This is a genomic window from Glutamicibacter sp. NPDC087583 (assembly GCF_044743685.1).
Taxonomy (GTDB): Bacteria; Actinomycetota; Actinomycetes; order Actinomycetales; family Micrococcaceae; genus Glutamicibacter.
Window position 1 is genome coordinate 698,189 of sequence record NZ_JBIUWY010000001.1, and the last position, 23,665, is coordinate 721,853.

Below are 23,665 nucleotides of genomic sequence, written 5' to 3' on the forward strand. Positions count from 1 at the left end.
AGGTGGCAGAATGGAACCTGAAGACCAACGTCCCGGGCAGCAACGCCCTGCCGGGACGCAGCATCACAACATGAGGAGACATCGAACATGTCGCAGAACACCGAGCTCGATCCGGTATACACCGAAGAGATTGGCCACGGTAACTCCATCGCAGCGTGGGCCTGCATACTGACCATGATTGCCGGTTCAATCGTGGCCGGCATCGCCTTCGCCTACTTCGCCTGGTCCATCGTCTGGGTCGGTTGCGGCATCATGGTGGTTGGCCTGCTCCTGGGCTGGATCCTGAAGGCAGCCGGTTTCGGCGTGGGCGGCGCTCGCAGCGGAGCATCGCACTAAATTGACTGTTCTTGATGAGATCATCGCGGGCGTCCGGGAAGACCTGGGCGCCCGTCGCGCAATCACCAGCCTGGAAGCGATCAAGCAGGCCGCGGCAGCGGCAGCTCCTGCGCGCGATGCTTTCGCCGCGCTCGGTGGCCATGCCGACCAGGCCGCCCGCGACACCACGCTGCGTGTCATCTCCGAGGTCAAGCGCAAGTCCCCGTCCAAGGGCGCGCTGGCAGATATCCCGGAGCCTGCCGTACTGGCCGCTGAATACGAGGCCGGTGGCGCCTCGGTGATTTCCGTGCTCACCGAAGCCCGCCGTTTCGGCGGTTCGCTCCAGGATCTCGACGCGGTACGCGCTGCCGTGCAGATTCCGGTGCTGCGCAAGGATTTCACGGTCGACGAGTACCAGATCTACGAAGCCCGCGCCCACGGCGCTGACCTCGTGTTGCTCATTGTTGCGGCGCTGAATGATGAATTGCTGGCATCTTTCCTAGAATTGACTCACCAGCTGGGAATGAACGCCCTGGTGGAGACCCACACCGAGGAGGAAATCGCCCGCGCCAGCAAGGCCGGAGCGAGGATCATCGGCGTGAACGTGCGCAACCTGAAGACGCTGGACGTCGATCCAGCCACCTTCGGCAAGCTCGCTCCGCTGCTGCCGGCCCAGGCGGTGATCGTCGCCGAGTCCGGTGTGGAATCCACCGAACAGGTCGTCCAATACGGTGCGGCCGGCGCCGACGCGGTCTTGGTGGGCGAAGCGCTGGTGAAGCATGCCGATCCGCGCGCTTCGGTCGCCGCGTTCATCAAGGCCGGTACCGGCGCCAAGCCGCAGCGCTAGCCGCGCACGGCGGCGAAGGACCCAGAACTGCTTTTCGTGCCCCGCAGGAGTTTCCGGCGGGGCACGAGACTTACCACGAATCAAGCTCCGTACGAGGAAAGAGGGAATCGATGAGCACTCCGGAAAACTCCGAGCACCGCCAGTCGATCGATGCACAGTCGCTAAGGCACGCAAGCGGCCCGTACTTTGGTGCCTACGGCGGGCGATGGATGCCCGAGTCCCTCATGGCCGCCATGGACGAGCTGAACGAGACCTTCGAAGCGGCCAAGAACGACCCCGAGTTCATCGCCCAGGTCAAGGACCTGAACAAGAACTACTCGGGGCGCCCCTCGCTGCTCACCGAAGCCAAGCGCTTTTCCGAGCAGTACTGCGGCGGGGTGCGGATCTTCCTCAAGCGCGAGGACTTGAACCACACCGGCAGCCACAAGATCAACAACGTGCTCGGCCAGGCGCTGCTGGCCAAGCGCATGGGCAAGACCCGCATCATCGCCGAGACCGGTGCCGGCCAGCACGGCGTCGCCTCGGCCACCGCCGCGGCCCTGATGGGCCTGGAATGCGTGGTCTACATGGGCGCGGAAGACACCCGCCGGCAGGCGCTGAATGTCGCGCGCATGCGCCTGCTCGGCGCCACCGTCATCCCGGTCACCGTCGGCTCCCAGACGCTGAAGGACGCGATCAACGAGGCGCTGCGCGACTGGGTGGCCAACGTGGATAACACCCACTACCTGCTGGGCACCGCCGCCGGCGGCGCACCGTTCCCGGCCATGGTCCGCTACTTCCACGAGGTCATCGGTGACGAGGCCCGCGAGCAGATCCTGGCCCAGGCCGGCCGCCTGCCCGACGCGGTGACCGCCTGCATCGGCGGCGGATCGAACGCGATCGGCATCTTCCACGGCTTCCTCGACGATCCCGAGGTGGAGATCTACGGCTACGAGGCCGGCGGCGACGGCGTGGACACCGACCGCCACGCCGCGACCATCACCCTGGGCCGCCCGGGCGTGCTGCACGGCGCGAAGTCCTACCTGATGCAGGACGAGGACGGGCAGACCGTCGAATCGCACTCCATCTCCGCGGGCCTGGACTACCCGGGCGTCGGCCCGGAGCACGCCTACCTGGCCGACATCGGCCGCGTGAAGTACGAGCCGGTCACCGACACCGAGGCGATGGACGCGTTCAAGGCGCTGTGCCGCACCGAGGGCATCCTGCCGGCGATCGAGTCCGCGCACGCCCTGGCCGGCACCATCCGCCTGGCGGCGCGCAAGATCGCCGAAGGCGCGGTCCCCGAAGAGACCATCATCATCGCGAACCTCTCGGGCCGCGGGGACAAGGACGTGGGCACCGCTGCCGCCTGGTTCAACATGATCGACGAAAAAGACGCCGAGGCCGAAATCAACGCGGCCACTGCGCAGAACTCCGGCTCGCAGAAATCCGAGGAGAAGTAGATGACCCGCGTGACCAGCGCCCAGAAGATCGCCGCAGCCCGCGCCGAGGGCCGCCCGGCCCTCATCGGCTACCTGCCTGCCGGCTTCCCCGACGTCGCCACCAGCATCGAGGCCGCCGTGGCGCTGGCCGAGAACGGCGTGGATGTCATCGAGATCGGCATCCCGTACTCCGACCCGGTGATGGACGGTTCGGTGATCCAGGAAGCGACCGTGCAGGCGCTGGCCAACGGCTTCAAGGTCCCGCAGATCTTCGACATCGTGCGCGGAATCACCGAACGCACCGACGTGGCCGTAATGGTCATGACCTACTGGAACCCGGTGCTGCGCCTGGGCGTGGACGAGTTCTCCCGGCGCTTCGCCGAAGCCGGCGGCGCCGGCCTGATCACCCCGGATCTGGTGCCCGACGAGGCCGCCGAATGGATCCAGGCCAGCGAGAAGCACGGCCTGGAGCGCGTGTTCCTCATTGCCCCTTCGTCCACCGAAGCGAGGGTGCAGCGCACCGTGGATGCGTCCTCCGGCTTCGTCTACTGCGTGTCGCTGATGGGCGTCACCGGCGCCCGTACCGAGGTTTCCTCCGCCGCGCAGGCAGTGGTCGCCGCCGCCCACAACGCCGGCGCCGAGAATGCCTGCGTGGGCCTGGGCGTCTCGCGCCGCGAGCACGTGGAAGAAATCGGCGCCTACGCCGACGGCGTGATCGTCGGCACCGCGCTGGTCGCCGCCCTGCGTGACGGGGGAGTGCCGGCCGTGGGCGCCCTGGCCGCCGAACTGAGCGGACGGGCCTGATGGCTTTTGCCGCGCAGCTGGCGCTTGCCTTGCCCGCCTCCATCCCTTCGCCGCCGCCGGAATTCGCCAGGATCTCGATCGGCCCGCTGACCATCCACGCCTACGCGCTGTGCATCCTCGCGGGCATCCTGATCGCGCTGTGGCTGACCAACAAGCGCCTCGGTGCCCGCGGCGGCAACTCCGACATGCTCTGGGACATCGCCATCTGGACGATCCCCTTCGGCATCATCGGCGGACGCCTCTACCATGTGCTGATCACCGACCCGATGTACTACTTCGGGCTCGGCGGGCAAACCGCCCACCTGGCCGAGATCCCGCAGATCTGGCTTGGCGGGCTGGGCATCATGGGCGCGGTGTCGCTCGGTGCACTCGGAGCGTGGATCGGTTGCCGGAAAGCCGGCATCCGGCTCTCGGCCTTCGTCGACGCGGCCGTGCCCGGCCTGCTGCTGGCGCAGGCGGCCGGGCGCTGGGGCAACTGGTTCAACCAGGAGCTGTTCGGCGCGCCGACCGACTTGCCGTGGGGCCTGGAGATCGATGCGGACAGCTACAACTTCCCGGCCGGGCTGCCCGCGGACACGCTCTTCCACCCGACCTTCCTGTACGAGTCGCTGTGGAATGTGCTGGGCGCCTTCGTGCTGATCGCGCTGGACCGGAAGTTCAAGCTGCGCCGCGGCGCACTGTTCTGCTGCTACATGATCTGGTACGGCATCGGCCGCACCTTCACCGAATCGCTGCGCCTGGACCCGGCCGAAATCATCGCCATCGGGCCGCTGGCCCTGCGCGTGCACCAGTGGCTGGCGATCGGCATCGCCATCGCCGGCATCCTCGCGCTGATCGTGGTCCTGGGCAAGCTGCGCAAGCAGCAGGTCGATCCGTTCTACCTGCCAGGCAGGGCCCCGGCGCAGCCGGTCGAAGCAGATCGCGCCAAGCCCGCCGCGCACTCACCGGCGGAGTCCAGCTCCGATCCGGGCAGCGACGCCACAGAGCGGCAGCAATAATTCCATAGCCCCATTCCGGTGGCCGGCAAGCATCCACGCTTGCCGGCCACCGGTGGTTTAAGCCGCGCCAGCAGCTGCCCGGATCCGCTTTCATGACGCGCTCTGGCCCCAATATGGCGAAATGTCCGGAAAATCTGGGCAGTTTTCCGTCCCTCGGGCGCAACATGCCCGAAACATTGGGCGGCTATCAAAACCGGCTGGCAAAACCGGTTTTCGCGATCCCCGCCCGCAAAAAACTGCTTTTTCCGCGCCGGTAGCGGCAGAAGTTTTTAACATTCCTGAAACACAAGCACGCGCATGCGAGAAACAAAACCTGCGTAACGTGTGATCCACGCGCCACGCTGGTCGATCGACCCCTGGAAAGGCCAGCTGGTGCAGCACCACAACGAGGTGGGAAATGTTCGTCCCCGAAACCTCGATGCGCAAGCAGACCCCGCTTAGCACTGTCGAAAAGTTTCAGCTAGATGAAACATCCAGGCGGCCGGAAGCCCTTGCCAAGAATAAGCCCTTTACCGGGGGCTGCCGCGCGCCTATCCTGCATGAACCACAGAAAGGCACGCTCATGAGCATGACCGGAGTCCAGATGAACGCCTCGCCAGGTTTTGGCGAGGAGGTCCCCTCGCCCTACACCCGTTTTTCCGCGCTGCCTGGCGCGCAGGGTCTGTATGACCCAGCGGCCGAAAAGGATGCCTGCGGCCTGGCGATGATCGCGTCCCTGAAGAACGATGCCAGCCACGAGATCGTCGCCCACGCGCTGACCGCCCTGCGCCGGCTTGAGCACCGCGGCGCCATCGGGGCCGATGAAGGCACCGGCGACGGCGCCGGCATCCTGCTGCATCTGCCCGACGCCTTCCTGCGCAGCGTCACCGCATTCGATCTTCCCGCCGCCGGCTCCTACGCCGTGGGCATGGGCTTCCTCCCGGCCGACGCCGGCGAACGTGCCTTCGCCCAGGAAGAACTGGAAACCATGGCCGCCGAGGAGAACCTGGCGGTGCTCGGCTGGCGCGAGGTACCGGTTGATTCCGACGTGCTCGGCGCCTCGGCCCGCAAGGTGATGCCGTACATCGCCCAGATCTTCATCGGCGCCCACGCTGGCGCCCCGGCCGCCACCCGCCGCGAGCTGGACGCCGCCGCCTGGCGCATCCGCCGCCGCGCGCACAACAAGATGGGCGTGTACTTCGCCTCGTTCTCCTCGCAGTCCATCGTCTACAAGGGCATGGTCTCCACCGCGCAGCTCGAGCCGTTCTACCCGGACCTGTCCGACGCCCGCTTCACCAGCCGCTGCGCGATCGTGCACTCGCGCTTCTCCACCAACACCTTCCCGTCGTGGCCGCTGGCCCAGCCTTTCCGCACCATCGCGCACAACGGCGAGATCAACACCGTCAAGGGCAACCGCAACTGGATGCGCGCCCGCCAGTCGACCCTGGAATCCGAGCTGCTCGGCGAGGTGCCCGAGGAACTGTTCCCGATCTGCACCGCCGGCGCCTCGGACTCGGCCTCCTTCGACGAGGTCGCCGAAATGCTCATGCTCTCGGGCCGCAACGTGACCGAGACCATCATGATGATGATCCCGCAGCCGTGGGAAAACGACGATCAGATGGACGCGGACCTGCGCGCCTTCTACCGGTACCAGTCCATGCTCATCGAGCCGTGGGATGGCCCCGCCGCCGTCTGCTTCACCGATGGCGCGATGGCCGGCGCGGTGCTGGACCGCAATGGCCTGCGCCCAGCCCGCTGGTGGGTCACCGACGACGGCCTGGTGGTCCTGGCCAGCGAAGTCGGCGTGATCGACGTCGACGAAGAGCACATCGTGAAGAAGGGCCGTGTCGCCCCGGGCAAGATGTTCGCCGTGGACCTGGACGCCCAGCGTATTGTCGAGGACGCCGAGATCAAGGCCGAAGTGGCCGCCGCCAAGCCATGGCGCGAATGGGTTTCGCAGAACCTGAAGACGCTGGCCGACTTCCCGGACCTGGAGCACGTGCGCCACAACTCCGCCTCCGTGGCCCTGCGCCAGCTGACCTTCGGCTACACCACCGAGGAGCTGCGCGTGCTGCTCGCTCCCATGGCCGCCACCGGTGCCGAACCGCTGGCCGCCATGGGCACCGACACCCCGATTGCCGCCCTGGCTGACCGGGCGCGCCTGCTGTTCGACTACTTCACCCAGTCCTTCGCCCAGGTCACCAACCCGCCGCTGGATGCAATCCGCGAAGAGCTGGTCACCTCGATGGGCACCGCGATCGGCCCCGACGGCAACCTGCTGTCCCTGGACCGTGTCCCGCAAACCCAGATCGCGCTGGACTACCCGGTGCTGACCAACGACCAGCTGGCCAAGATCGTGCACCTGCGCGACGAATCCGGGTCCAAGTACTCGCTGAAGGTGCGCGGCCTGTACCGCCCGGCCGGCGGCGAATCCGAGCTGCGCGCCCGCCTGCAGGAAATCTGCGAGAAGGTTTCCGCCGCGGTGAACCGCGGGGTGCGCTACATCGTGCTCTCGGACCGCGATTCCTCCGCGGCCTGGGCGCCGATCCCGTCGCTGCTGCTGACCTCCGCGGTGCACCACCACCTGCTCAAGAGCTCCAACCGCACCCGCGTTTCGCTGATCATCGAGTCCGGCGACGCCCGCGAAGTGCACCACATCGCCCTGCTCATCGGCTACGGCGCCAGCGCCATCAACCCCTACCTCGCTCTGGAATCGGTCGAGCAGATGGCCGAGAACGGCGAGCTGCCCGGAGTTGACGGGCACCAGGCCAGCAGCAACCTGATCAAGGCGCTGGGCAAGGGAGTGCTGAAGATCATGTCCAAGATGGGCATCTCCACGGTCTCCAGCTACTGCGGCGCGCAGACCTTCGAGGCCGTGGGCCTGTCCCAGCGCGTGGTCGACCAGTACTTCACCGGCACCGCCACCAAGCTCTCGGGCATCGAGCTGGATGTGGTGGCCGCCGAGGCCGCCGCCCGCCATGCCCGCGCCTACCCGGAGATCGACGGCGGCGCCCAGCCGCTGGAACTGGAAACCGGGGGAGAGTACCAGTGGCGCCGCGAAGGCCCGCCGCACCTGTTCAACCCGGAAACCGTCTTCCGCCTGCAGCACTCCACCCGCACCCGCCGCTACGACGTGTTCAAGGAGTACACCAAGGCCGTCGACGACCAGGCCGCACAGCTCAAGACCCTGCGCGGGCTGCTGAAGTTCAAGACCGAGGGGATCACCCCGATCGCCATCGACGAGGTGGAGCCGGTCAGCTCCATCGTGAAGCGCTTCGCCACCGGCGCGATGAGCTACGGCTCGATTTCGGCCGAGGCCCACGAAACCCTGGCCATCGCGATGAACCAGCTGGGCGCGAAGTCCAACACCGGCGAAGGCGGCGAGGATCCGGAGCGGCTGCTCGATCCGGTGCGCCGCAGCGCGGTCAAGCAGATCGCCTCGGGCCGCTTCGGGGTGACCAGCTTGTACCTGGCCAACGCCGATGACATCCAGATCAAGATGGCCCAGGGCGCCAAGCCCGGCGAAGGCGGCCAGCTGATGAGCGCCAAGCTCTACCCCTGGATCGCCAAGACTCGCCACTCCACCCCGGGTGTCGGGCTGATCTCCCCGCCGCCGCACCACGACATCTACTCGATCGAGGACCTGGCCCAGCTGATCCACGACGCGAAGTGCGCCAACCCTTCCGCCCGCGTGCACGTGAAGCTGGTCTCCGAGTCCGGCATCGGCACCGTCGCGGCCGGCGTGGCCAAGGCCAAGGCCGACGTCGTGCTGATTTCCGGGCACGATGGCGGCACCGGCGCCTCGCCGATGAATTCGCTGAAGCATGCCGGCACCCCGTGGGAAATCGGCTTGGCCGAAGCGCAGCAGACGCTGATCCTCAACGGGTTGCGCGACCGCGTCACCGTGCAGGTCGACGGCCAGCTGAAAACCGGGCGCGACGTGCTGATCGGCGCCCTGCTGGGTGCCGAGGAATTCGGCTTCGCCACCGCGCCGCTGGTGGTCTCGGGCTGCATCATGATGCGCGTGTGCCACCTGGACACCTGCCCGGTGGGTGTGGCCACGCAGAATCCTGCGCTGCGCGAACGCTTCACCGGCAAGGCCGAGTTCGTGGTGAACTTCTTCGAGTTCATCGCCCAGGAGGTGCGAGAGCTGCTCGCCTCGCTGGGGGCGCGCACCCTGGACGAGGTGATCGGCAAGGTCGAACTGCTCCAGGCCGATCCCGCCCAGTTCGCCGCGCACGACAAGGTCTCCGGGCTGGCGCTGGATGCGATCACCCACGTGCCGGATACCGAGCTGGCGGCGCGCCGCCGCCGCATCGGCCAGGACCACGGGCTGGACACGCACCTGGACCAGCAGCTGCTCGCCGCGGCCGGACCGGCGCTGGCTGACCGCCTGCCGGTCAGCATCGACGCGGCGATCGTGAATACCGACCGCTCCACCGGCACGCTGCTGGGCCACCATGTGACCAAGACCTTCGGGCTGCAGACCCTGGAGCGGGACACCATCAAGGTGAACCTCTCGGGCCGCGCCGGCCAGTCGCTGGGCGCCTTCCTTCCCGAGGGCATTACGCTCAAGCTCTCGGGCGACGCGAATGACTACGTCGGCAAGGGATTGTCCGGCGGCCGGATCGCGATCCACCCGCCGCACACCACCCTGTCCAAGCCCGAGGAGCAGGTCATCGCCGGCAACGTGGTCGGCTACGGCGCCACCAGCGGCGAACTGTTCATCAACGGCATGGTCGGCGAACGCTTCGCGGTGCGCAACTCCGGGGCCACAATTGTCACCGAAGGCATCGGCGAGCACGGCTGCGAGTACATGACCGGGGGACAGGTGCTGATCCTGGGGGCCACCGGCCGCAACTTCGGCGCCGGGTTCTCTGGCGGCGTGGCCTGGGTGCTGGACTTCGATGCAGCCAAGCTGAACCCGCTGGCTGCCGGGCAGTCGGACCTGCTGGTAGCGCCGATTACCGATGCCGAAGCCGAACGCATCCACGAGCTGCTCACCGAGCACATCGCATTGACCGCATCCCCGCTGGCCTCCCGCCTGCTGCTGGACTGGGAACGAACCCGCAGCCGGCTGACCAGCATCACCCCGCGCGACTTCGCCGCCGTGCAGCAGCTGCGCAGCGACGCAGTAGCCAACGGGCAGAACCCGGATTCGCCGCAGGTATGGAACAAGATTTTGGAGGTGACCCGTGGCTGATCCACGTGGATTCCTGAAGGTGACCGAACGTGTCACCCAGCCCAAGCGCCCGGTGCCGGTGCGCCTGATGGACTACAAGGAGGTCGTCGAGCGCCAGAAGTCCGGCATCCTGGAGGAGCAGGCCGGCCGTTGCATGGACTGCGGCGTCCCGTTCTGCCATTCGGGATGCCCGCTGGGCAACCTGATCCCGGAGTTCAACGACCTGGCCTACAGGGGCCGGATGGATGATGCGGCCGCCCGGCTGCTGAGCACCAACAATTTCCCGGAGCTCACCGGCAAGCTGTGCCCGGCCCCGTGCGAGTCCTCCTGCGTGCTGGGCATCAACCAGCCCGCGGTGACCATCAAGCAGGTCGAAGCCGAACTGGCTGGCCACCTGATGGACGCCGGCGACTTCGTGCCGCAGCCGCCTGCCCGCCACACCGAGCACCGCGTGGCGATCGTCGGTTCGGGGCCGGCCGGATTGGCCGCCGCCCAGCAGCTGACCCGTGCCGGGCACACCGTGGCCGTCTACGAGCGCGACGAAGCCATCGGCGGCCTGCTGCGCTTCGGCATCCCGGACTTCAAGCTGGAGAAGCAGGTCATCGACCTGCGCCTGGCCCAGATGGAAGCCGAAGGAACGATCTTCCGCACCGGCATCGAGATCGGCAAGGACATCTCCTGGAAGCAGCTGCGCCGCGACTACGACGCGGTCATCGTGGCCACCGGTGCCACGGTGCCGCGCGAGCTGCCGGTGCCGGGCAACAAGCTCGAGGGCGTGCACCATGCCATGGAGTTCCTCACCGAGAGCAACCGCGTGGTCGCCGGCCAGCTCGATGCCCCGCGCATCGATGCGGCGGGCAAGCACGTGATCGTGCTGGGCGGCGGAGACACCGGCTCGGACTGCATCGGCACCGCCCTGCGCCAGGGAGCGGCGAGCGTCACGACGCTGGCCATCGGCCAGCAGCCGGGCACCGAGCGCCGCGAAGACCAGCCGTGGCCGATGATGCCGGTGCTTTTCGAGGTGCAGACCTCCCATGAGGAAGGCGGCGAGCGAACCTACCTGGCTTCGACCGTGAACTTCATCTCCGGCGAGGGAACTGAGCAAAACAAGGTGATCGGTGTTACAGTTGCAGAGACAGAATTTGTTGCTGGCAAGCGCCTCCCGAAGCCTGGAACCGAACGCGTAATCAAAGCGGATCTGGTTCTGCTTGCCCTCGGGTTCACCGGTCCGGAAGTTTCCGGATTGGACGAACAGGTCAGTATCGAATTCGACAACCGGGGCAACGTCGCCCGAGATGGCTACTACATGACGAACACCGAATCGGTATTCGTCGCCGGAGACGCCGGTCGGGGACAGTCGCTGATCGTGTGGGCTATCGCCGAAGGACGCGCTTGCGCGGCCGCGGTCGACAAGTTCCTCATGGGTTCGACTACCCTTCCTGCACCGGTTGCTCCAACCGATAGGGCCATCAGCATCATTTGAGTGACATAGGCTTGAATGCGGCGCACCCGGATGCCGGGTGGGCCGCATTTTGCCTATGTGAACATGAAAGGCATTTGGCTGACGGAATGAGACGCGCAAAGATTGTGGCAACCTGGGGCCCGGCCCTGGCAAGTTATGAAAATACTGTAGCGGTACTGAAGGCGGGCGTAGACGTAGCCCGCCTGAACATGAGCCATGGAGACCACTCCATGCACGCACAATCCCTGGCGAATGTGCGCAATGCGGCCGCGGAGATCGGCCGCGCGGTTGGCATCTTCGCCGACCTGCAGGGTCCGAAGATCCGCCTTGGCCGCTTCAAGGACAACGCCAAGTACATCCTCGAGGCTGGTGAGGAATTCACCATCACCATCGAGGACATCGAAGGTACCCGCAACCTGTGCTCCACCACCTTCAAGGGCCTTCCCACCGATGTCCAGCCGGGCGATTTCCTGCTGATCAACGACGGCAAGGTCAAGCTCAAGGCGCTGGCAGTTGACCAGACCTCGGTGCGTTCCGAGGTCGTCGTCGGAGGCGAGGTGTCCAATAACAAGGGCATCAACCTGCCAGGCGTCGCGGTGAACGTTCCCGCATTGAGCGAAAAGGACGAGGACGACCTGCGCTGGGCACTGCGTGCCGGCATCGACATGGTCGCACTGTCCTTCGTGCGCAACGCCGAGGACATCGAGCGCGTGCACGAGATCATGGACGAAGAAGGCCGACGCGTGCCGGTGATCGCCAAGATCGAGAAGCCGCAGGCCGTGGCCGCGCTGGAAGAAATCATCAATGCCTTCGACGCCATCATGGTCGCCCGCGGGGACTTGGGCGTGGAGCTGCCGCTGGAAGAAGTTCCGGTCGTGCAGAAGCGTGCCGTGGAGCTGGCACGCCGCTGGGCCAAGCCGGTCATCGTCGCCACCCAGGTGCTCGAATCGATGATCGAATCGCCGACCCCGACCCGCGCCGAGGCTTCGGACTGCGCCAATGCGGTGCTCGACGGCGCCGACGCGGTCATGCTCTCGGGGGAGACCTCCGTGGGCGCGTACCCGGTGGAAACTGTGGAGACCATGTCGCGCATCATCTCCTCGACCGAGCAGCACGGCCTGGATCGCATTCCCCGCTTGGGCTCCCAGCCGAAGACCCGCGGCGGCGCGATCACCCGTGCCGCGGTGGAGATCGCCGATCAGCTCGACGCGAAGTACATCGTCGCCTTCACCCAGTCCGGCGACTCGGCACGGCGCCTCTCGCGCCTGCGCCCGAAGAAGCCGGTCCTGGCTTTCACCCCGCTGCAGCAGACCTACAACATCATGACCCTGATGTGGGGTGTGCAGGCACGCCTGGTGGCCTACGCCGACCACACTGACAAGATGACCGCCCAGGTGGACGAGGCGCTGCTCTCCGAAGGCCTGGCGGAGCTCAACGATATCGTGTGCATCGCCGCCGGGTCCCCTCCGGGACAGGCAGGGTCCACCAACTCGCTGCGCGTGCACAAGGTCGGCGACCTCGCCGATGCCGGCCAGCTGGTCAATGGCAAGCCGATGCCTGCTCGCGAGAAGGTCGGTCCGTGGGCACCGGAAAACGTCTCCACGCCGAAAAACCTGTAGACGCTCTTTCGCGCACTAGCTGAGGCAAGAAAATCCGCCCTGCTCCAGAATTCTGGAGCAGGGCGGATTTTTTGCCTTGGCGCCCGCAAAGCGCGATTGTGAACTCGAGCACGTGCCCTGTGGTTGCGCGCGCAAAAAAAGGCCGTTGAACCGGACAATTTCCGATCCAACGGCCTTCATGCTGGTGCCCAAGGTGGGACTCGAACCCACACATCTTTCGATACCGCATTTTGAGTGCGGCGCGTCTACCGATTCCGCCACTTGGGCTGGCACTTTGACTACTTTACTAGAGGTTTTCCAGATTTCCTAATCAGGAACCTCGCGTCTTCGCCTCAACAAGAGTACATGCCAGTAGGCTTAGATGTGAAACCGAGGCAACGTGGCTTCGCTGAACTGAAACCATCTAGATACTGCCCATTCAGCGGGCAGGATTTCTGACCATGGAGGAAGGCGCCAATGAGCGAACTACCTGAAATCACCCGCATCCCATCCGAGGTGCAATCCACTCCGCGTCGAGTGGTCGTTGCCGAGGATGAAACCCTGATCCGCTTGGATATCGTCGAAATTCTCCGTTCCGAAGGGTACGACGTCGTCGCCGAAGCCGACAACGGCCAGACCGCCCTGGAGAAGGCGCGCGAATTGAAGCCCGATCTGGTGCTCATGGACGTGAAGATGCCGGTCATGGATGGCATCACCGCCGCCGAAGCCATCGTCAAGGAACGCATCGCCCCGGTCGTCTTGCTGACCGCCTTCAGCCAGAAGGAACTGGTGGAGCGTGCCCGCGAAGCCGGTGCCATGGCCTACGTGGTCAAGCCGTTCACCCCGGCAGACCTCACTCCGGCCATCGAAATCGCGATTTCCCGCAATGACGAGCTGCGCGCGCTGGAGGAAGAAGTCAGCAACCTGGCCGAGCAGTTCGAAACCCGCAAGCTGGTTGATCGCGCCAAGTCGCTGCTCATCACCAAGATGGGCTTGACCGAGCCGGAAGCGTTCCGCTGGATCCAGAAGACCTCCATGGATCGCCGCCTGAGCATGCGCCAGGTTGCCGAGACGGTCGTCGACCAGGTCAAGTAGGGACCGCCAAGCACTGGATTGTGCGCCAAGCCACTTATGGTTTGGCGCACATTTTTTATGCCTGCGATGCGCCGATACCGCGCTTGGAGGCTAGTTAACCCTCTGGTAACCAGTTGTTCATCCGAGTTTTCCCCGGATGGGGTTGAAGTTCCGGATTGACGTACTGCGCCGTACGCCTAAGATGGAAATTGCGCTTAGAACGAAGTCCTGCACGCCAATGCCTTTCGCAGGATCCTATTTCTGGCCCGTTCTCTTTTTCCTTGCCGTTCGACCCCTCAGGCTGGTATTCAATGGATTTGACGCTTATCGTCGTCCTGGTCATTGCCTTGGCGTTGTTTTTCGACTTCACCAATGGTTTCCATGACACGGCCAATGCGATGGCCACCCCAATCGCAACCGGAGCAATTTCCCCTAAGAAGGCAGTTGCCCTCGCCGCAATTCTGAACCTGGTTGGCGCATTCCTCTCCACCGAGGTAGCGAAGACCATTTCAGGTGGCATCATCAACGAAGACCCGACCTCGGGCGTGGCTATTGGGCCGGCGATGATTTTCGCCGGCCTGATGGGCGCCGTGATCTGGAACCTGTTCACCTGGTTGCTGGGACTGCCTTCGAGCTCCTCCCACGCATTGTTCGGCGGCCTGGTAGGCGCCGCGATCGTCGGTGCAGGCTTCGCCTCGGTGAACTACAGCGTGCTGCTCTCCAAGGTGCTGCTTCCGGCCCTGTGCGCGCCGGTGATCGCCGGCATCTCCGCGTACCTGTGCACCAAGCTGGCCTACGCGATCACCAAGCGCGAGAATGGCGCGGCGCCCAAGCGCGGCGGCTTCCGCTACGGGCAGATCTTCTCTTCCTCGCTGGTCGCGCTGTCCCACGGCACTAACGATGCGCAGAAGACCATGGGCATCATCACCCTGACCCTGGTGGCTTCTGGCCTGCAGGATTCCGACTCCGGCGTGCAGTTCTGGGTTGTTGCCACCTGTGCCTTCGCCATCGCGCTGGGTACCTACACCGGCGGCTGGCGCATCATCGCCACCATGGGTTCGGGCCTGACCGACGTGAAGCCCGCGCAGGGCTTCGCAGCCGAGATGTCCACCGCTTCGGCGATCCTGACCTCCTCGCACCTGGGCTTCGCGCTGTCCACCACCCAGGTAGCCTCCGGCTCCGTGATCGGTTCGGGCATGGGCCGCAAGGGCGGCGAAGTCCGCTGGGGCACCGCGGGACGCATCGCGTTGGGCTGGCTGTTCACCCTGCCAGCAGCCGCGGCCGTCGGCGGCGTGGCCGCAGCGATCACCCACCTGGGCACCATCGGCATCGTGATCGTCGCGATCGCCGGCACCGGCGCCATGCTGACCATCTGGTTCCTCTCGCGCAAGCAGCCGCATGACCACGAGTCGAACATTTCCGACATCGACAACTCGGGTGCAGCGGTGAACATCCTGACCAAGAAGGAACGCCGTGCCAAGGCCAAGGCGGAAGCCAAGCTGGCCAAGGTTGCCGCAGCGCAGAAGGAAGCCGATAATTCATGATTGACTGGACAGCCTTTCTCATCGTCGCCGCCATCACCTGGTTTTCCGCGATGGCGATCGTGGCGGCCTACTCCTTCGGCGTCCGCCTGCTGGCAGTTGCCAAGGACGGGGGCCGCAACCAGAGCCTGAGCAATGCCGGAGCCTACGCTTGCTTCGCGATTTGCGGCCTGATCGTCCTCTTCGGCGTGGTGCTGATCGTGCCGCAGCTGAGCGAAGCGATCCTGGGCTTCTCCTCGAGCCACTAGGAACTGCTCGCGGCTGCGGGTGGATCCGACACGATTTTCGGGTCCCTCGACAACTTGATATTGCCTTCGATGGAGGCACCTCTAGACTGGAGCCATGACTAGCTTCAAGTACTACGTGGGTGCCTCCATCGATGGTTTTATCGCCGATCGCAGCGGAAGCGTCCAATGGTTCATCCCCTATGCCACGCAGCCGGGAGTGAAAAAGCATTTCGACGAGTTCTTCGGGAGCGTCGGCGCCGTAGTGATCGGTGGCAAGACCTACGAGAACATCGTCCGTGATGCTGCCGAGGGAACCGTGCCGTGGGTGTTCGGCGAGAAGCCGGTGTGGGTCTTCACACACCATGAACTGCCGACACTGCCCGGAGCGGACCTGACCTTCATCCGCGGCGAGGTGGGCTTCTGGAGCCGGGACATCGCCCAGAGCGCAGGGGCCGGGGACGTGTGGGTGGTTGGCGGTGCCGACCTGGCTGGAGCGTTCGTCGAAGCCGATGCGCTCGATGAGCTGCTTCTGGTCACCGTTCCGGAGGTGCTGGGCGACGGGGCCAATATCTTTGGCCGCGGGATCAGCACGCAGCTCTCGGCCCTGGGGATCACCGAGCTCGGCGCGGATATCTTCCTCTCGCGCTACGCGATCGGCTAAACGGCCAAGGGGACCAGCCGGCCAGGGCCAGCGCTCCGGAAAAGCCGGATCCGCCGCGCTTGGCGCGAACGGCGCCTGCGGGGATCAGTTTTCGACCGGCAGCAGCATATTGGTGATGCGAGCGGTCGCGACACGCTGGCCCTGCTCATTGCTGATCACGATCTCATGGCAGGTGCTGCTGCGGCCCAGATGCACCGGCGTGCATACCCCGGTGACCAGCCCGGTGCGCCCGGCCTTGTGGTGGGTGATGTTCAAATCCACGCCGACCGGGTTGGCCCGGCCGGCACCGTGCAGCGCAGCGGCCATCGAACCGAGGGTTTCGGCAAGTGCCGCCGAAGCGCCGCCATGCAGGATGCCGTAGACCTGGGTGTTGCCCGCCACCGGCATGGTGGCGGCAACGCGCTGGGGTTCGAACCCGGTGAAGATGATTTCCAGTTTCTCCACGAGTTCGCCCACGCCATTGTGCAGCAGGTAGGGCCACATGGATTCGGGAATACCGTGGCGGGCCAGCTGCGCGGCAAACGGATGTGCCGAAGATTGCGTGGTTCGAGAAGTGAAATTGTCGCTCATGGCAACTAGGCTTTCAGGTGTGAGCGAAACTACCAAACCGACTGCTTCGTCGGACAAGAGACTGCTGATTATTGACGGACACTCCATGGCCTTCCGCGCGTTCTATGCGCTGCCTGCAGAGAACTTCGCAACAAGCACCGGCCAGCACACCAATGCCGTGCACGGATTCGTATCGATGCTGCTGACGATGATCCGCCAGCAAAAGCCCACCCACGTTGCGGTGGCCTTCGACTTGGACACCCCGACTTTCCGCTCGCTGGAGTACACCGAGTACAAGGGCGGACGCAATAAGACGCCCGAAGAGTTCTACGGGCAGATCGATCTGATCCAGGAAGTCATGAAGGCGATGAACATCCCTTCGATCACCCTGGAGAGCTTCGAGGCCGATGACATCCTGGCCACGCTGGCCACCCAGGGCGAAGAAGCCGGTTTCAACGTGCTGGTGGTGTCCGGCGACCGCGACGCCTTCCAGCTGATCACCGACAAGACCTTGGTGCTGTACCCGAAGAAGGGCATCAGCGATATCCCGCCGATGGATGCCGCAGCGGTGGAAGCCAAGTACTTCGTGCGTCCCGAGCGCTACTCGGATTTGGCGGCTCTGGTCGGCGAAACCGCGGATAACTTGCCCGGTGTGCCAGGCGTGGGGCCGAAGACCGCCGCCAAATGGATCAACCTCTACGGGGACCTGGCTGGCATCCTGGAGAATGTGGAGAACATCAAGGGCAAGGTCGGCGAGTCGCTGCGCGAGCACGTGGACAACGTGACCCGCAACCGCCGGTTGAACCAGCTCAAGCACGACCTGGAACTCCCGGTCACGCTCGATCAGATGGAACTCGAAGCCCCGAACCGCGAAGAGATCGAGAACCTGTTCGACGCGCTGGAATTCAACACCCTGCGCAAGCGCCTGTTCGACCTGTTTGCAGCCCAGGAAGAGGAAGCGGCACCCGAAGTTGCCGAATTCTCCCGGGTGCTCGGCGCCGATGCCGACGCACTGGACGGATTCATCGGGGCCGGGAAGGGCGCGCCGATCGCAATCCAGCCTGCTGCGGTTGACGGCGAAGCCGTGGGTCTGGCCCTTTTCCGCGGGTCGGAAGCCCTCTGGCTGGAACTGGCCGAACTCGATGAAGCCACCGAAGGCGTGCTTGCGCAGTTCCTGGCCGATGAGAACGCGCCGAAGCTCTTCCACGATGCCAAGGCCGCCATGCACCTGCTCATCGAGCGCGGGCTGCGGATCGCCGGCGTCAAGGACGACACCTTGATCAGCGCCTACCTGATCCAGCCCGATCGCCGCAGCCACGACCTGGTGGACGTGGTGCAGTACCACCTGAAGTACGCCGTGCCGGTGCATCAGGCCAAGAAGGGCGAACTGGATCTGGGGCTCACTTCGGATCTTGCCGAGCCAACGTTGGCCCAGGCGCAGGCCATCCACGACCTCTCCGCCTACCTGGCTACCAAGCTGGCCGAGAAGCACGCGGACAAACTGGCTGCCGAGATGGAGCTGCCGCTGATTCCGGTACTCTTCGAGATGGAACGCGCCGGCGTGGCAGTGGACGTGGATCGCCTGAACGAACTGCGTGCCCACTTCACCGAGCAGGTGGACCAGGCCACCAACGACGCGTTCGCCGCGATCGGCCACGAAGTCAACCTCTCCAGCCCGAAGCAGCTGCAGGTGGTGTTGTTCGAAGAGCTGGATCTGCCGCGCACCAAGAAGATCAAGACCGGTTTCACCACCGATGCCGAGTCGCTGCAGGATCTGCTGGTCAAGACCGGGCACCCGTTCCTGGTCGCGCTGATGGCCTACCGCGACGCGATCAAGCTGCGCCAGACCGTGGACGGCCTGCTCAAGGCCACCCACGATGATGGCCGGATCCACACCACCTATGCGCAGACCGTGGCCGCGACCGGGCGCCTCTCCAGCCTGAACCCGAACCTGCAGAACATCCCGGTGCGTTCGGAAGAGGGCCGTCGCATCCGCGACGTCTTCATGGTCGGGGCCGGCTACCAGAGCCTGCTGACAGTGGACTACTCGCAGATCGAAATGCGCATCATGGCGCACCTCTCCGAAGACGAGGGGCTGATCGAGGCCTACCAGAACGGCGAGGACCTGCACCGCTATGTCGGTTCGCGCGTGTTCAACGTCGAGCCGGACGAGGTCACCTCGGAGATGCGCTCGAAGGTCAAGGCGATGAGCTACGGCCTGGCCTATGGGCTGAGCAGCTTCGGGCTGTCCAAGCAGCTGAAGATCGGCGTGGACGAGGCCCGCAAGCTGATGAAGGACTACTTCGACCGCTTCGGTGCCGTGCGCACCTACCTGCGTTCGGTCGTCGACCAGGCCCGCAAGGATGGCTACACCGAAACCATTTTCGGACGCCGCCGCTACCTGCCGGAGCTGAACAGCTCGGATCGCCGGCTGCGCGACATCGCCGAGCGTGCCGCGTTGAACGCCCCGATCCAGGGTTCGGCCGCCGACCTGGTGAAGGTGGCCATGCTGCGCATCGATGAGGGACTGCGCGCTGGGCAGTACAAGTCCCGGATGCTGCTGCAGGTCCATGACGAACTCATCCTGGAGATCGCCGAGGGGGAGCTGGAAGCAGTGCAGGAGCTGGTGACCCGCGAAATGGGACAGGCCGCAGATCTGCTGGTGCCGCTGGATGTCCAGCCGGGCATCGGCCGGACCTGGCACGACGCCGCGCACTAGGGGCAGCAATCGAAAGGGGCAGGGGCACCGCGGGTGTTCCTGCCCCTTTCGGCAGGATCGAATGGGCTTGGGGAAAGAGACGAACTTGGAGCACTACTCGCGCCGTTGGGCGCTGAAAACCGGAAGCCTGGGGCTGGGGGCGCTGGCCGCCGCGCTGGTCTCCGGTTGCAGTACCGGCGGACCGGCGGAACGAGCCGGGTCCGCGGCGGCCTCGGCAACGGCGAGTCCTTCGCCCACCGCCACTGCTTCACCCCGGCCTACCGCCAGCCTCCAGACGGTGTATCCGAGCCGGAGCCAGGTCATGGAAAAGTTCAAGAATGTTCCTGCAGGGCAGTTCGGGCTGGAAGTCCCGGGCATCGAGCTGGGCCTGCCCAAGGGCAATGCCGCCGCGGCGTTGACCTTCGATGCCTGCGGGGGACCCCGGGGCTCGGGGGTGGATGGGGCCCTGCTGGACGCCTTGCGTGCCAAGCAGGTGCCCGCGACCCTCTTCGTGAACGAACGCTGGGCACGCGCCAACGCGCCGCTGATGGCCGAGCTGGCCAGCGACGAGCTGTTCGAGATCGCCAACCACGGAACCAGCCACGCCCCGCTGGCCACTTCCGGGCAGGCAGCCTACGGCATCGGGGGCACGGAGTCGATCGGCCAGGCCTACGACGAGGTGATGGGCAACCAGCGGTATCTTGCCGACCAATTCGGCATCACCGCGAAATTCTTCCGCTCCGGCACCGCCCATATGGACGAAGCCGGCGCGGCAATGTGCCGGGACCTGGGCGTGGTGCCGATGAACTTCACCGTCAACCTGGACGCCGGGGCGACCTTTGGCGAGCAAGCCGTGGCCGCCCAGGTCCGCCAGCTGGCCGCCGGGGACGTCGGCATCGGGCACTTCAACCAGCCCGCCTCGGGTACTGCCAAGGGCGTGGCGCTCGGGCTGGGGCAGGTGCTGGATTCCGGCCTGCGGTTCACCACGCTCTCCGCTGCCTGGTGAATGCACCCCTTGCGCCGGCCGGACAGGCGCATAGACTGTGATCAGCCGATTTCCTCGCCAAGGAGCACGATGAGACCAGAGACCCCGCCGCAGCTGGAAACCCGGACCTGCCAGGCTGCGATCCGCAGTCCGGAACTCGACGAATCGATCAAGCTGTTCCATCAGGCCACCGGGATCGGCTTCTACGAGCAGCTGCCCGAAGAGCCCAATTGGACGCACTACCTGGACCTGACTTATGCGCAGAAAATGCGCTTCTCCCTGGTGTTCGATCAGCAGGCCGAACCGCACTCGCGCCATGCAACCTACCCGGTGCACACCTATGGAGCATTCCCCGGGCTGCTCAATGCCGGCGGCGAGGCGCCGGTGGCAACGCACAAGATCTCCGCGGTCACCGTCGCGCCGAGCTATCGGCGCCGCGGCATCCTGTCCAGGCAAATCACCGCCGACCTGGCCTATGCCCAGCAGGCGGGTTTCCCTATTGCGGCTTTGACCGCGTCGGAAGCGACGATCTACGGGCGGTACGGCTTCGAGCCAGCTACCTACCAAAGCCGATTCACGCTCAAGTGCGCCCACGGGGTGAAGCTGCGCGTGCAGGTACCCGGCCGGGTGGTGGATGCCGATCCGCAGCATTTCGGGCCCGGCTATGCCGCGCTGGCCGTGCGCGCGCTCGAGCAGACCTTCGGCTCCGTGGACAGCACCGAGTTCGACAATGGCTTTGCCCTGGGCCGCTGGGACACCTGGGAGACCCTGGAAAAGCCGAAGAACCTGCGTTTTGCCGCCTACTACGATGACGCTGGCCAGCTCGGCGGATTCGCCACCTACAAGTTCGGCGGCTGGGACGAGCCCAAGGCGAAGTTGGTGGTGCACAAGTTGGTGGCCACCAGCGACGCCGCGCGCATCAAGCTCTTCGAGTACCTGGGCAACCATGATCTGGTGGAAGAAGTGCATGGCCAAGGCCCGGTGGCCGATCCACTGCGCCAGGTGCTGGAGAACGTGCGGGACTACCACGTGCGTTCCATTGACGATGTGCTGTGGCTGCGCGTGCTCGATGTTGTTGCCGCCTTCCAAGCGCGCGGCTACCAGCGCGATGCCCGGCTGCTATTGAGCGTGAGCGACCGGCTGGAGCTGATCTCCGGAACCTACCTCTTCGAGGTGTCCGATTCCCGCGCCACGGTGAGCCGGATTGAGGACGGGCAGGCCGACTCCGGGCTGCCGCGCGTGGCGCTTTCGGAGCGGGAGCTGGCTGGACTGTACCTGGGCACCGTGCAGCTGGACCAATTGCTGGATTCGGGACGCGCCGAACTGGTCGGCGGGGGAGCTGCGGGGGACTGGGTTCACTTGTTCAGCGTGGCTCGCGAGGGTTTCACGCCGCACGGTTTCTAGTGGGACGGGTCGCATTATCCGGTTGATATGACGAAGTTCACAAAATGCTGGCGAGGATGTTAGCGGGTTACGCTTTGACCCGCGGTGTGCTAGGCGCGTAGACTTGAACAGCGTGCCATGGCTTCGTCATGTCCGCATTCATGTTCTACCCCCTTCGAAATTCCGGGACTTCCGGGGTTTCGACTGATCAAATCTATCCACATCGGAGTCCCTACTACATGACCATCACCTCGAACGAGAACAACAGCGCACCAGTCGTCGCAATCAACGACATTGGATCTGCTGAGGACTTCTTGGCCGCAGTCGACGCCACCATCAAGTACTTCAACGATGGTGACCTCGTCGAAGGCACCGTCGTCAAGGTTGACCACGACGAAGTTCTGCTCGACATCGGTTACAAGACCGAAGGTGTCATCCCTTCCCGCGAGCTTTCCATCAAGCATGACGTTGACCCAGGTGAAGTTGTCACCGTTGGCGACAGCGTCGAAGCCTTGGTCCTGACCAAGGAAGACAAGGAAGGCCGCCTGATCCTGTCCAAGAAGCGTGCGCAGTACGAGCGCGCTTGGGGCGACATCGAAAAGATCAAGGAAGAGGACGGCGTCGTTACCGGTACCGTCATCGAGGTTGTCAAGGGTGGCCTCATCCTGGACATCGGCCTGCGTGGCTTCCTGCCAGCATCGCTCGTCGAGATGCGCCGTGTGCGCGACCTGGCTCCATACATCGGCCAGGAAATCGAAGCCAAGATCATCGAGCTGGACAAGAACCGCAACAACGTTGTGCTTTCCCGCCGTGCATGGCTCGAGCAGACCCAGTCCGAGGTTCGCTCGACCTTCCTCAACAAGCTGGAAAAGGGCCAGGTTCGTCCGGGCGTTGTTTCCTCCATCGTCAACTTCGGTGCATTCGTGGACCTGGGCGGCGTAGACGGCCTGGTACACGTTTCCGAACTGTCCTGGAAGCACATCGACCACCCATCCGAGGTTGTCGAGGTTGGCCAGGAAGTAACCGTAGAGGTTCTGGAAGTCGATCTGGACCGCGAGCGCGTTTCCCTGTCGCTGAAGGCTACCCAGGAAGATCCTTGGCAGACCTTCGCCCGCACCCACGCACTGGGTCAGGTTGTACCGGGCAAGGTTACCAAGCTGGTTCCATTCGGTGCGTTCGTACGCGTCGAAGACGGCATCGAAGGCCTGGTTCACATCTCCGAGCTTGCAGTTCGCCACGTTGAACTGGCTGAGCAGGTTGTCTCCGTTGGCGACGAACTGTTCGTCAAGGTCATCGACATCGACCTGGAGCGCCGCCGCATCTCGCTGTCGCTCAAGCAGGCTAACGAAGGTGTTGACCCAGAGGGCACCGAGTTCGACCCAGCACTCTACGGCATGGCTGCAGAGTACGACGAGGCCGGCAACTACAAGTACCCAGAGGGCTTCGACCCAGAGTCGAACGAATGGCTCGAGGGCTTCGACACCCAGCGCGCTGCATGGGAAGCACAGTACGCTGCTGCCCAGGAGCGTTGGGAAGCACACAAGAAGCAGGTTGTTGCCGCTATCGCTGCCGACGCAGAAGCAGAGCCTGCTGCTGCCGGTGGTTCCGAGCCAGCTCCAGCTTCGTACTCCTCGGAGGCACCAGCCACCGATGCAGGCACCCTGGCTTCGGACGAAGCACTGGCTGCACTGCGCGAGAAGCTGACCGGCAACTAATTCCGGCTTCTGCCTCGTGCAGAGATCGTGATTAGCTTTAGCTGATTCACGAAGGTCCAACCCTGCAAGGGTTGGACCTTCGTTGTTTAACTGGTTTTTTGCTTGCCGGCATGGCTGGCACGTCATTATTTCTGCTGACATCCGCCGGGCAGGAATAGCTCCGAAGGAGCACTGCTCTTAATACTTGCTGAGGTTAGACTAAAAGTGCACCGATCAGGTGGACTCA

Annotated in this window: 18 protein-coding genes and 1 tRNA gene; 17 read left to right on the forward strand and 2 right to left on the reverse strand. The window is 64.8% G+C overall.

What is annotated here, in order from left to right; translation table 11 throughout:
• Positions 1-87 precede the first annotated feature (87 nt).
• The 9 genes from ACIOU9_RS03355 to pyk all read left to right on the forward strand — a co-directional run bounded on the left by ACIOU9_RS03355 (position 88) and on the right by pyk (position 12,627).
• Positions 88-336, forward strand: coding sequence for an HGxxPAAW family protein (locus ACIOU9_RS03355; protein ID WP_402696024.1), 249 nt, complete (start codon positions 88-90; stop codon positions 334-336).
• Between the two features lies 1 nt (position 337).
• Positions 338-1,162, forward strand: coding sequence for an indole-3-glycerol phosphate synthase TrpC (trpC, locus tag ACIOU9_RS03360; RefSeq protein ID WP_105661458.1), 825 nt, complete (start codon positions 338-340; stop codon positions 1,160-1,162).
• Positions 1,163-1,272: 110 nt separating this feature from the next.
• On the forward strand, positions 1,273-2,604 hold the full coding sequence (trpB, locus tag ACIOU9_RS03365; protein WP_105656707.1) for a tryptophan synthase subunit beta: 1,332 nt from the start codon (positions 1,273-1,275) through the stop codon (positions 2,602-2,604).
• Positions 2,605-3,387 (forward strand): tryptophan synthase subunit alpha, encoded by a 783-nt coding sequence (gene trpA / locus ACIOU9_RS03370; RefSeq protein ID WP_105656706.1) that lies wholly within the window; start codon positions 2,605-2,607, stop codon positions 3,385-3,387.
• Complete coding sequence (gene lgt, locus ACIOU9_RS03375) at positions 3,387-4,385, forward strand: prolipoprotein diacylglyceryl transferase (protein WP_286134101.1); 999 nt, start codon at positions 3,387-3,389, stop codon at positions 4,383-4,385. Before trpA ends, lgt begins: the two co-directional genes overlap by 1 nt.
• Before the next feature lie 92 nt (positions 4,386-4,477).
• Positions 4,478-4,642, forward strand: coding sequence for a hypothetical protein (locus tag ACIOU9_RS03380; RefSeq protein WP_181149008.1), 165 nt, complete (start codon positions 4,478-4,480; stop codon positions 4,640-4,642).
• A 305-nt stretch (positions 4,643-4,947) separates the two neighbouring features.
• Complete coding sequence (gene gltB / locus ACIOU9_RS03385) at positions 4,948-9,567, forward strand: glutamate synthase large subunit (protein ID WP_402696027.1); 4,620 nt, start codon at positions 4,948-4,950, stop codon at positions 9,565-9,567.
• Positions 9,560-11,029 (forward strand): glutamate synthase subunit beta, encoded by a 1,470-nt coding sequence (locus ACIOU9_RS03390; protein WP_105656705.1) that lies wholly within the window; start codon positions 9,560-9,562, stop codon positions 11,027-11,029. Before gltB ends, ACIOU9_RS03390 begins: the two co-directional genes overlap by 8 nt.
• 86 nt (positions 11,030-11,115) lie before the next feature.
• A complete protein-coding gene (gene pyk, locus ACIOU9_RS03395; RefSeq protein WP_133834232.1) occupies positions 11,116-12,627 on the forward strand; it encodes a pyruvate kinase in 1,512 nt (503 codons plus the stop codon).
• Between the two features lie 182 nt (positions 12,628-12,809).
• On the opposite strand, the gene ACIOU9_RS03400 is transcribed toward pyk, so the two are convergent.
• Positions 12,810-12,894: transfer RNA gene (locus ACIOU9_RS03400), tRNA-Leu, on the reverse strand.
• A 189-nt stretch (positions 12,895-13,083) separates the two neighbouring features.
• Between ACIOU9_RS03400 and ACIOU9_RS03405 the strand changes: the two genes are divergently transcribed.
• The 4 genes from ACIOU9_RS03405 (at position 13,084) to ACIOU9_RS03420 (ending at position 16,109) form a co-directional block, all read left to right on the forward strand.
• Entirely contained in the window at positions 13,084-13,701 is a 618-nt protein-coding gene (locus tag ACIOU9_RS03405; RefSeq protein ID WP_105656703.1) for an ANTAR domain-containing response regulator, read from the forward strand.
• Positions 13,702-13,991: 290 nt separating this feature from the next.
• Complete coding sequence (locus ACIOU9_RS03410) at positions 13,992-15,224, forward strand: inorganic phosphate transporter (protein WP_332486740.1); 1,233 nt, start codon at positions 13,992-13,994, stop codon at positions 15,222-15,224.
• A complete protein-coding gene (locus ACIOU9_RS03415; protein WP_402696030.1) occupies positions 15,221-15,469 on the forward strand; it encodes a hypothetical protein in 249 nt (82 codons plus the stop codon). Before ACIOU9_RS03410 ends, ACIOU9_RS03415 begins: the two co-directional genes overlap by 4 nt.
• 94 nt (positions 15,470-15,563) lie before the next feature.
• The gene (locus ACIOU9_RS03420; RefSeq protein WP_105656700.1) at positions 15,564-16,109 is read left to right on the forward strand and encodes a dihydrofolate reductase family protein; all 546 of its coding nucleotides are present in this window, start codon (positions 15,564-15,566) and stop codon (positions 16,107-16,109) included.
• An 84-nt stretch (positions 16,110-16,193) separates the two neighbouring features.
• Here the strand turns inward: ACIOU9_RS03420 and ACIOU9_RS03425 are convergent, their stop codons facing one another.
• On the reverse strand, positions 16,194-16,679 hold the full coding sequence (locus ACIOU9_RS03425; RefSeq protein ID WP_105656699.1) for a hotdog fold thioesterase: 486 nt from the start codon (positions 16,677-16,679) through the stop codon (positions 16,194-16,196).
• An 85-nt stretch (positions 16,680-16,764) separates the two neighbouring features.
• Here ACIOU9_RS03425 and polA point away from each other — a divergent pair, with 85 nt between their 5' ends.
• The 4 genes from polA (at position 16,765) to rpsA (ending at position 23,439) form a co-directional block, all read left to right on the forward strand.
• Positions 16,765-19,377 carry a DNA polymerase I gene (polA, locus tag ACIOU9_RS03430; RefSeq protein WP_402696317.1) on the forward strand — a complete coding sequence of 871 codons (2,613 nt, stop codon included), beginning with the start codon at positions 16,765-16,767 and terminating at the stop codon, positions 19,375-19,377.
• 67 nt (positions 19,378-19,444) lie between these two features.
• On the forward strand, positions 19,445-20,362 hold the full coding sequence (locus tag ACIOU9_RS03435; protein WP_402696032.1) for a polysaccharide deacetylase family protein: 918 nt from the start codon (positions 19,445-19,447) through the stop codon (positions 20,360-20,362).
• Between the two features lie 69 nt (positions 20,363-20,431).
• Positions 20,432-21,745, forward strand: a complete 1,314-nt coding sequence (locus ACIOU9_RS03440; protein ID WP_166650792.1) for a GNAT family N-acetyltransferase — start codon at positions 20,432-20,434, stop codon at positions 21,743-21,745.
• Between the two features lie 218 nt (positions 21,746-21,963).
• Positions 21,964-23,439, forward strand: a complete 1,476-nt coding sequence (gene rpsA, locus ACIOU9_RS03445; protein WP_013349277.1) for a 30S ribosomal protein S1 — start codon at positions 21,964-21,966, stop codon at positions 23,437-23,439.
• Positions 23,440-23,665: the final 226 nt, after the last annotated feature.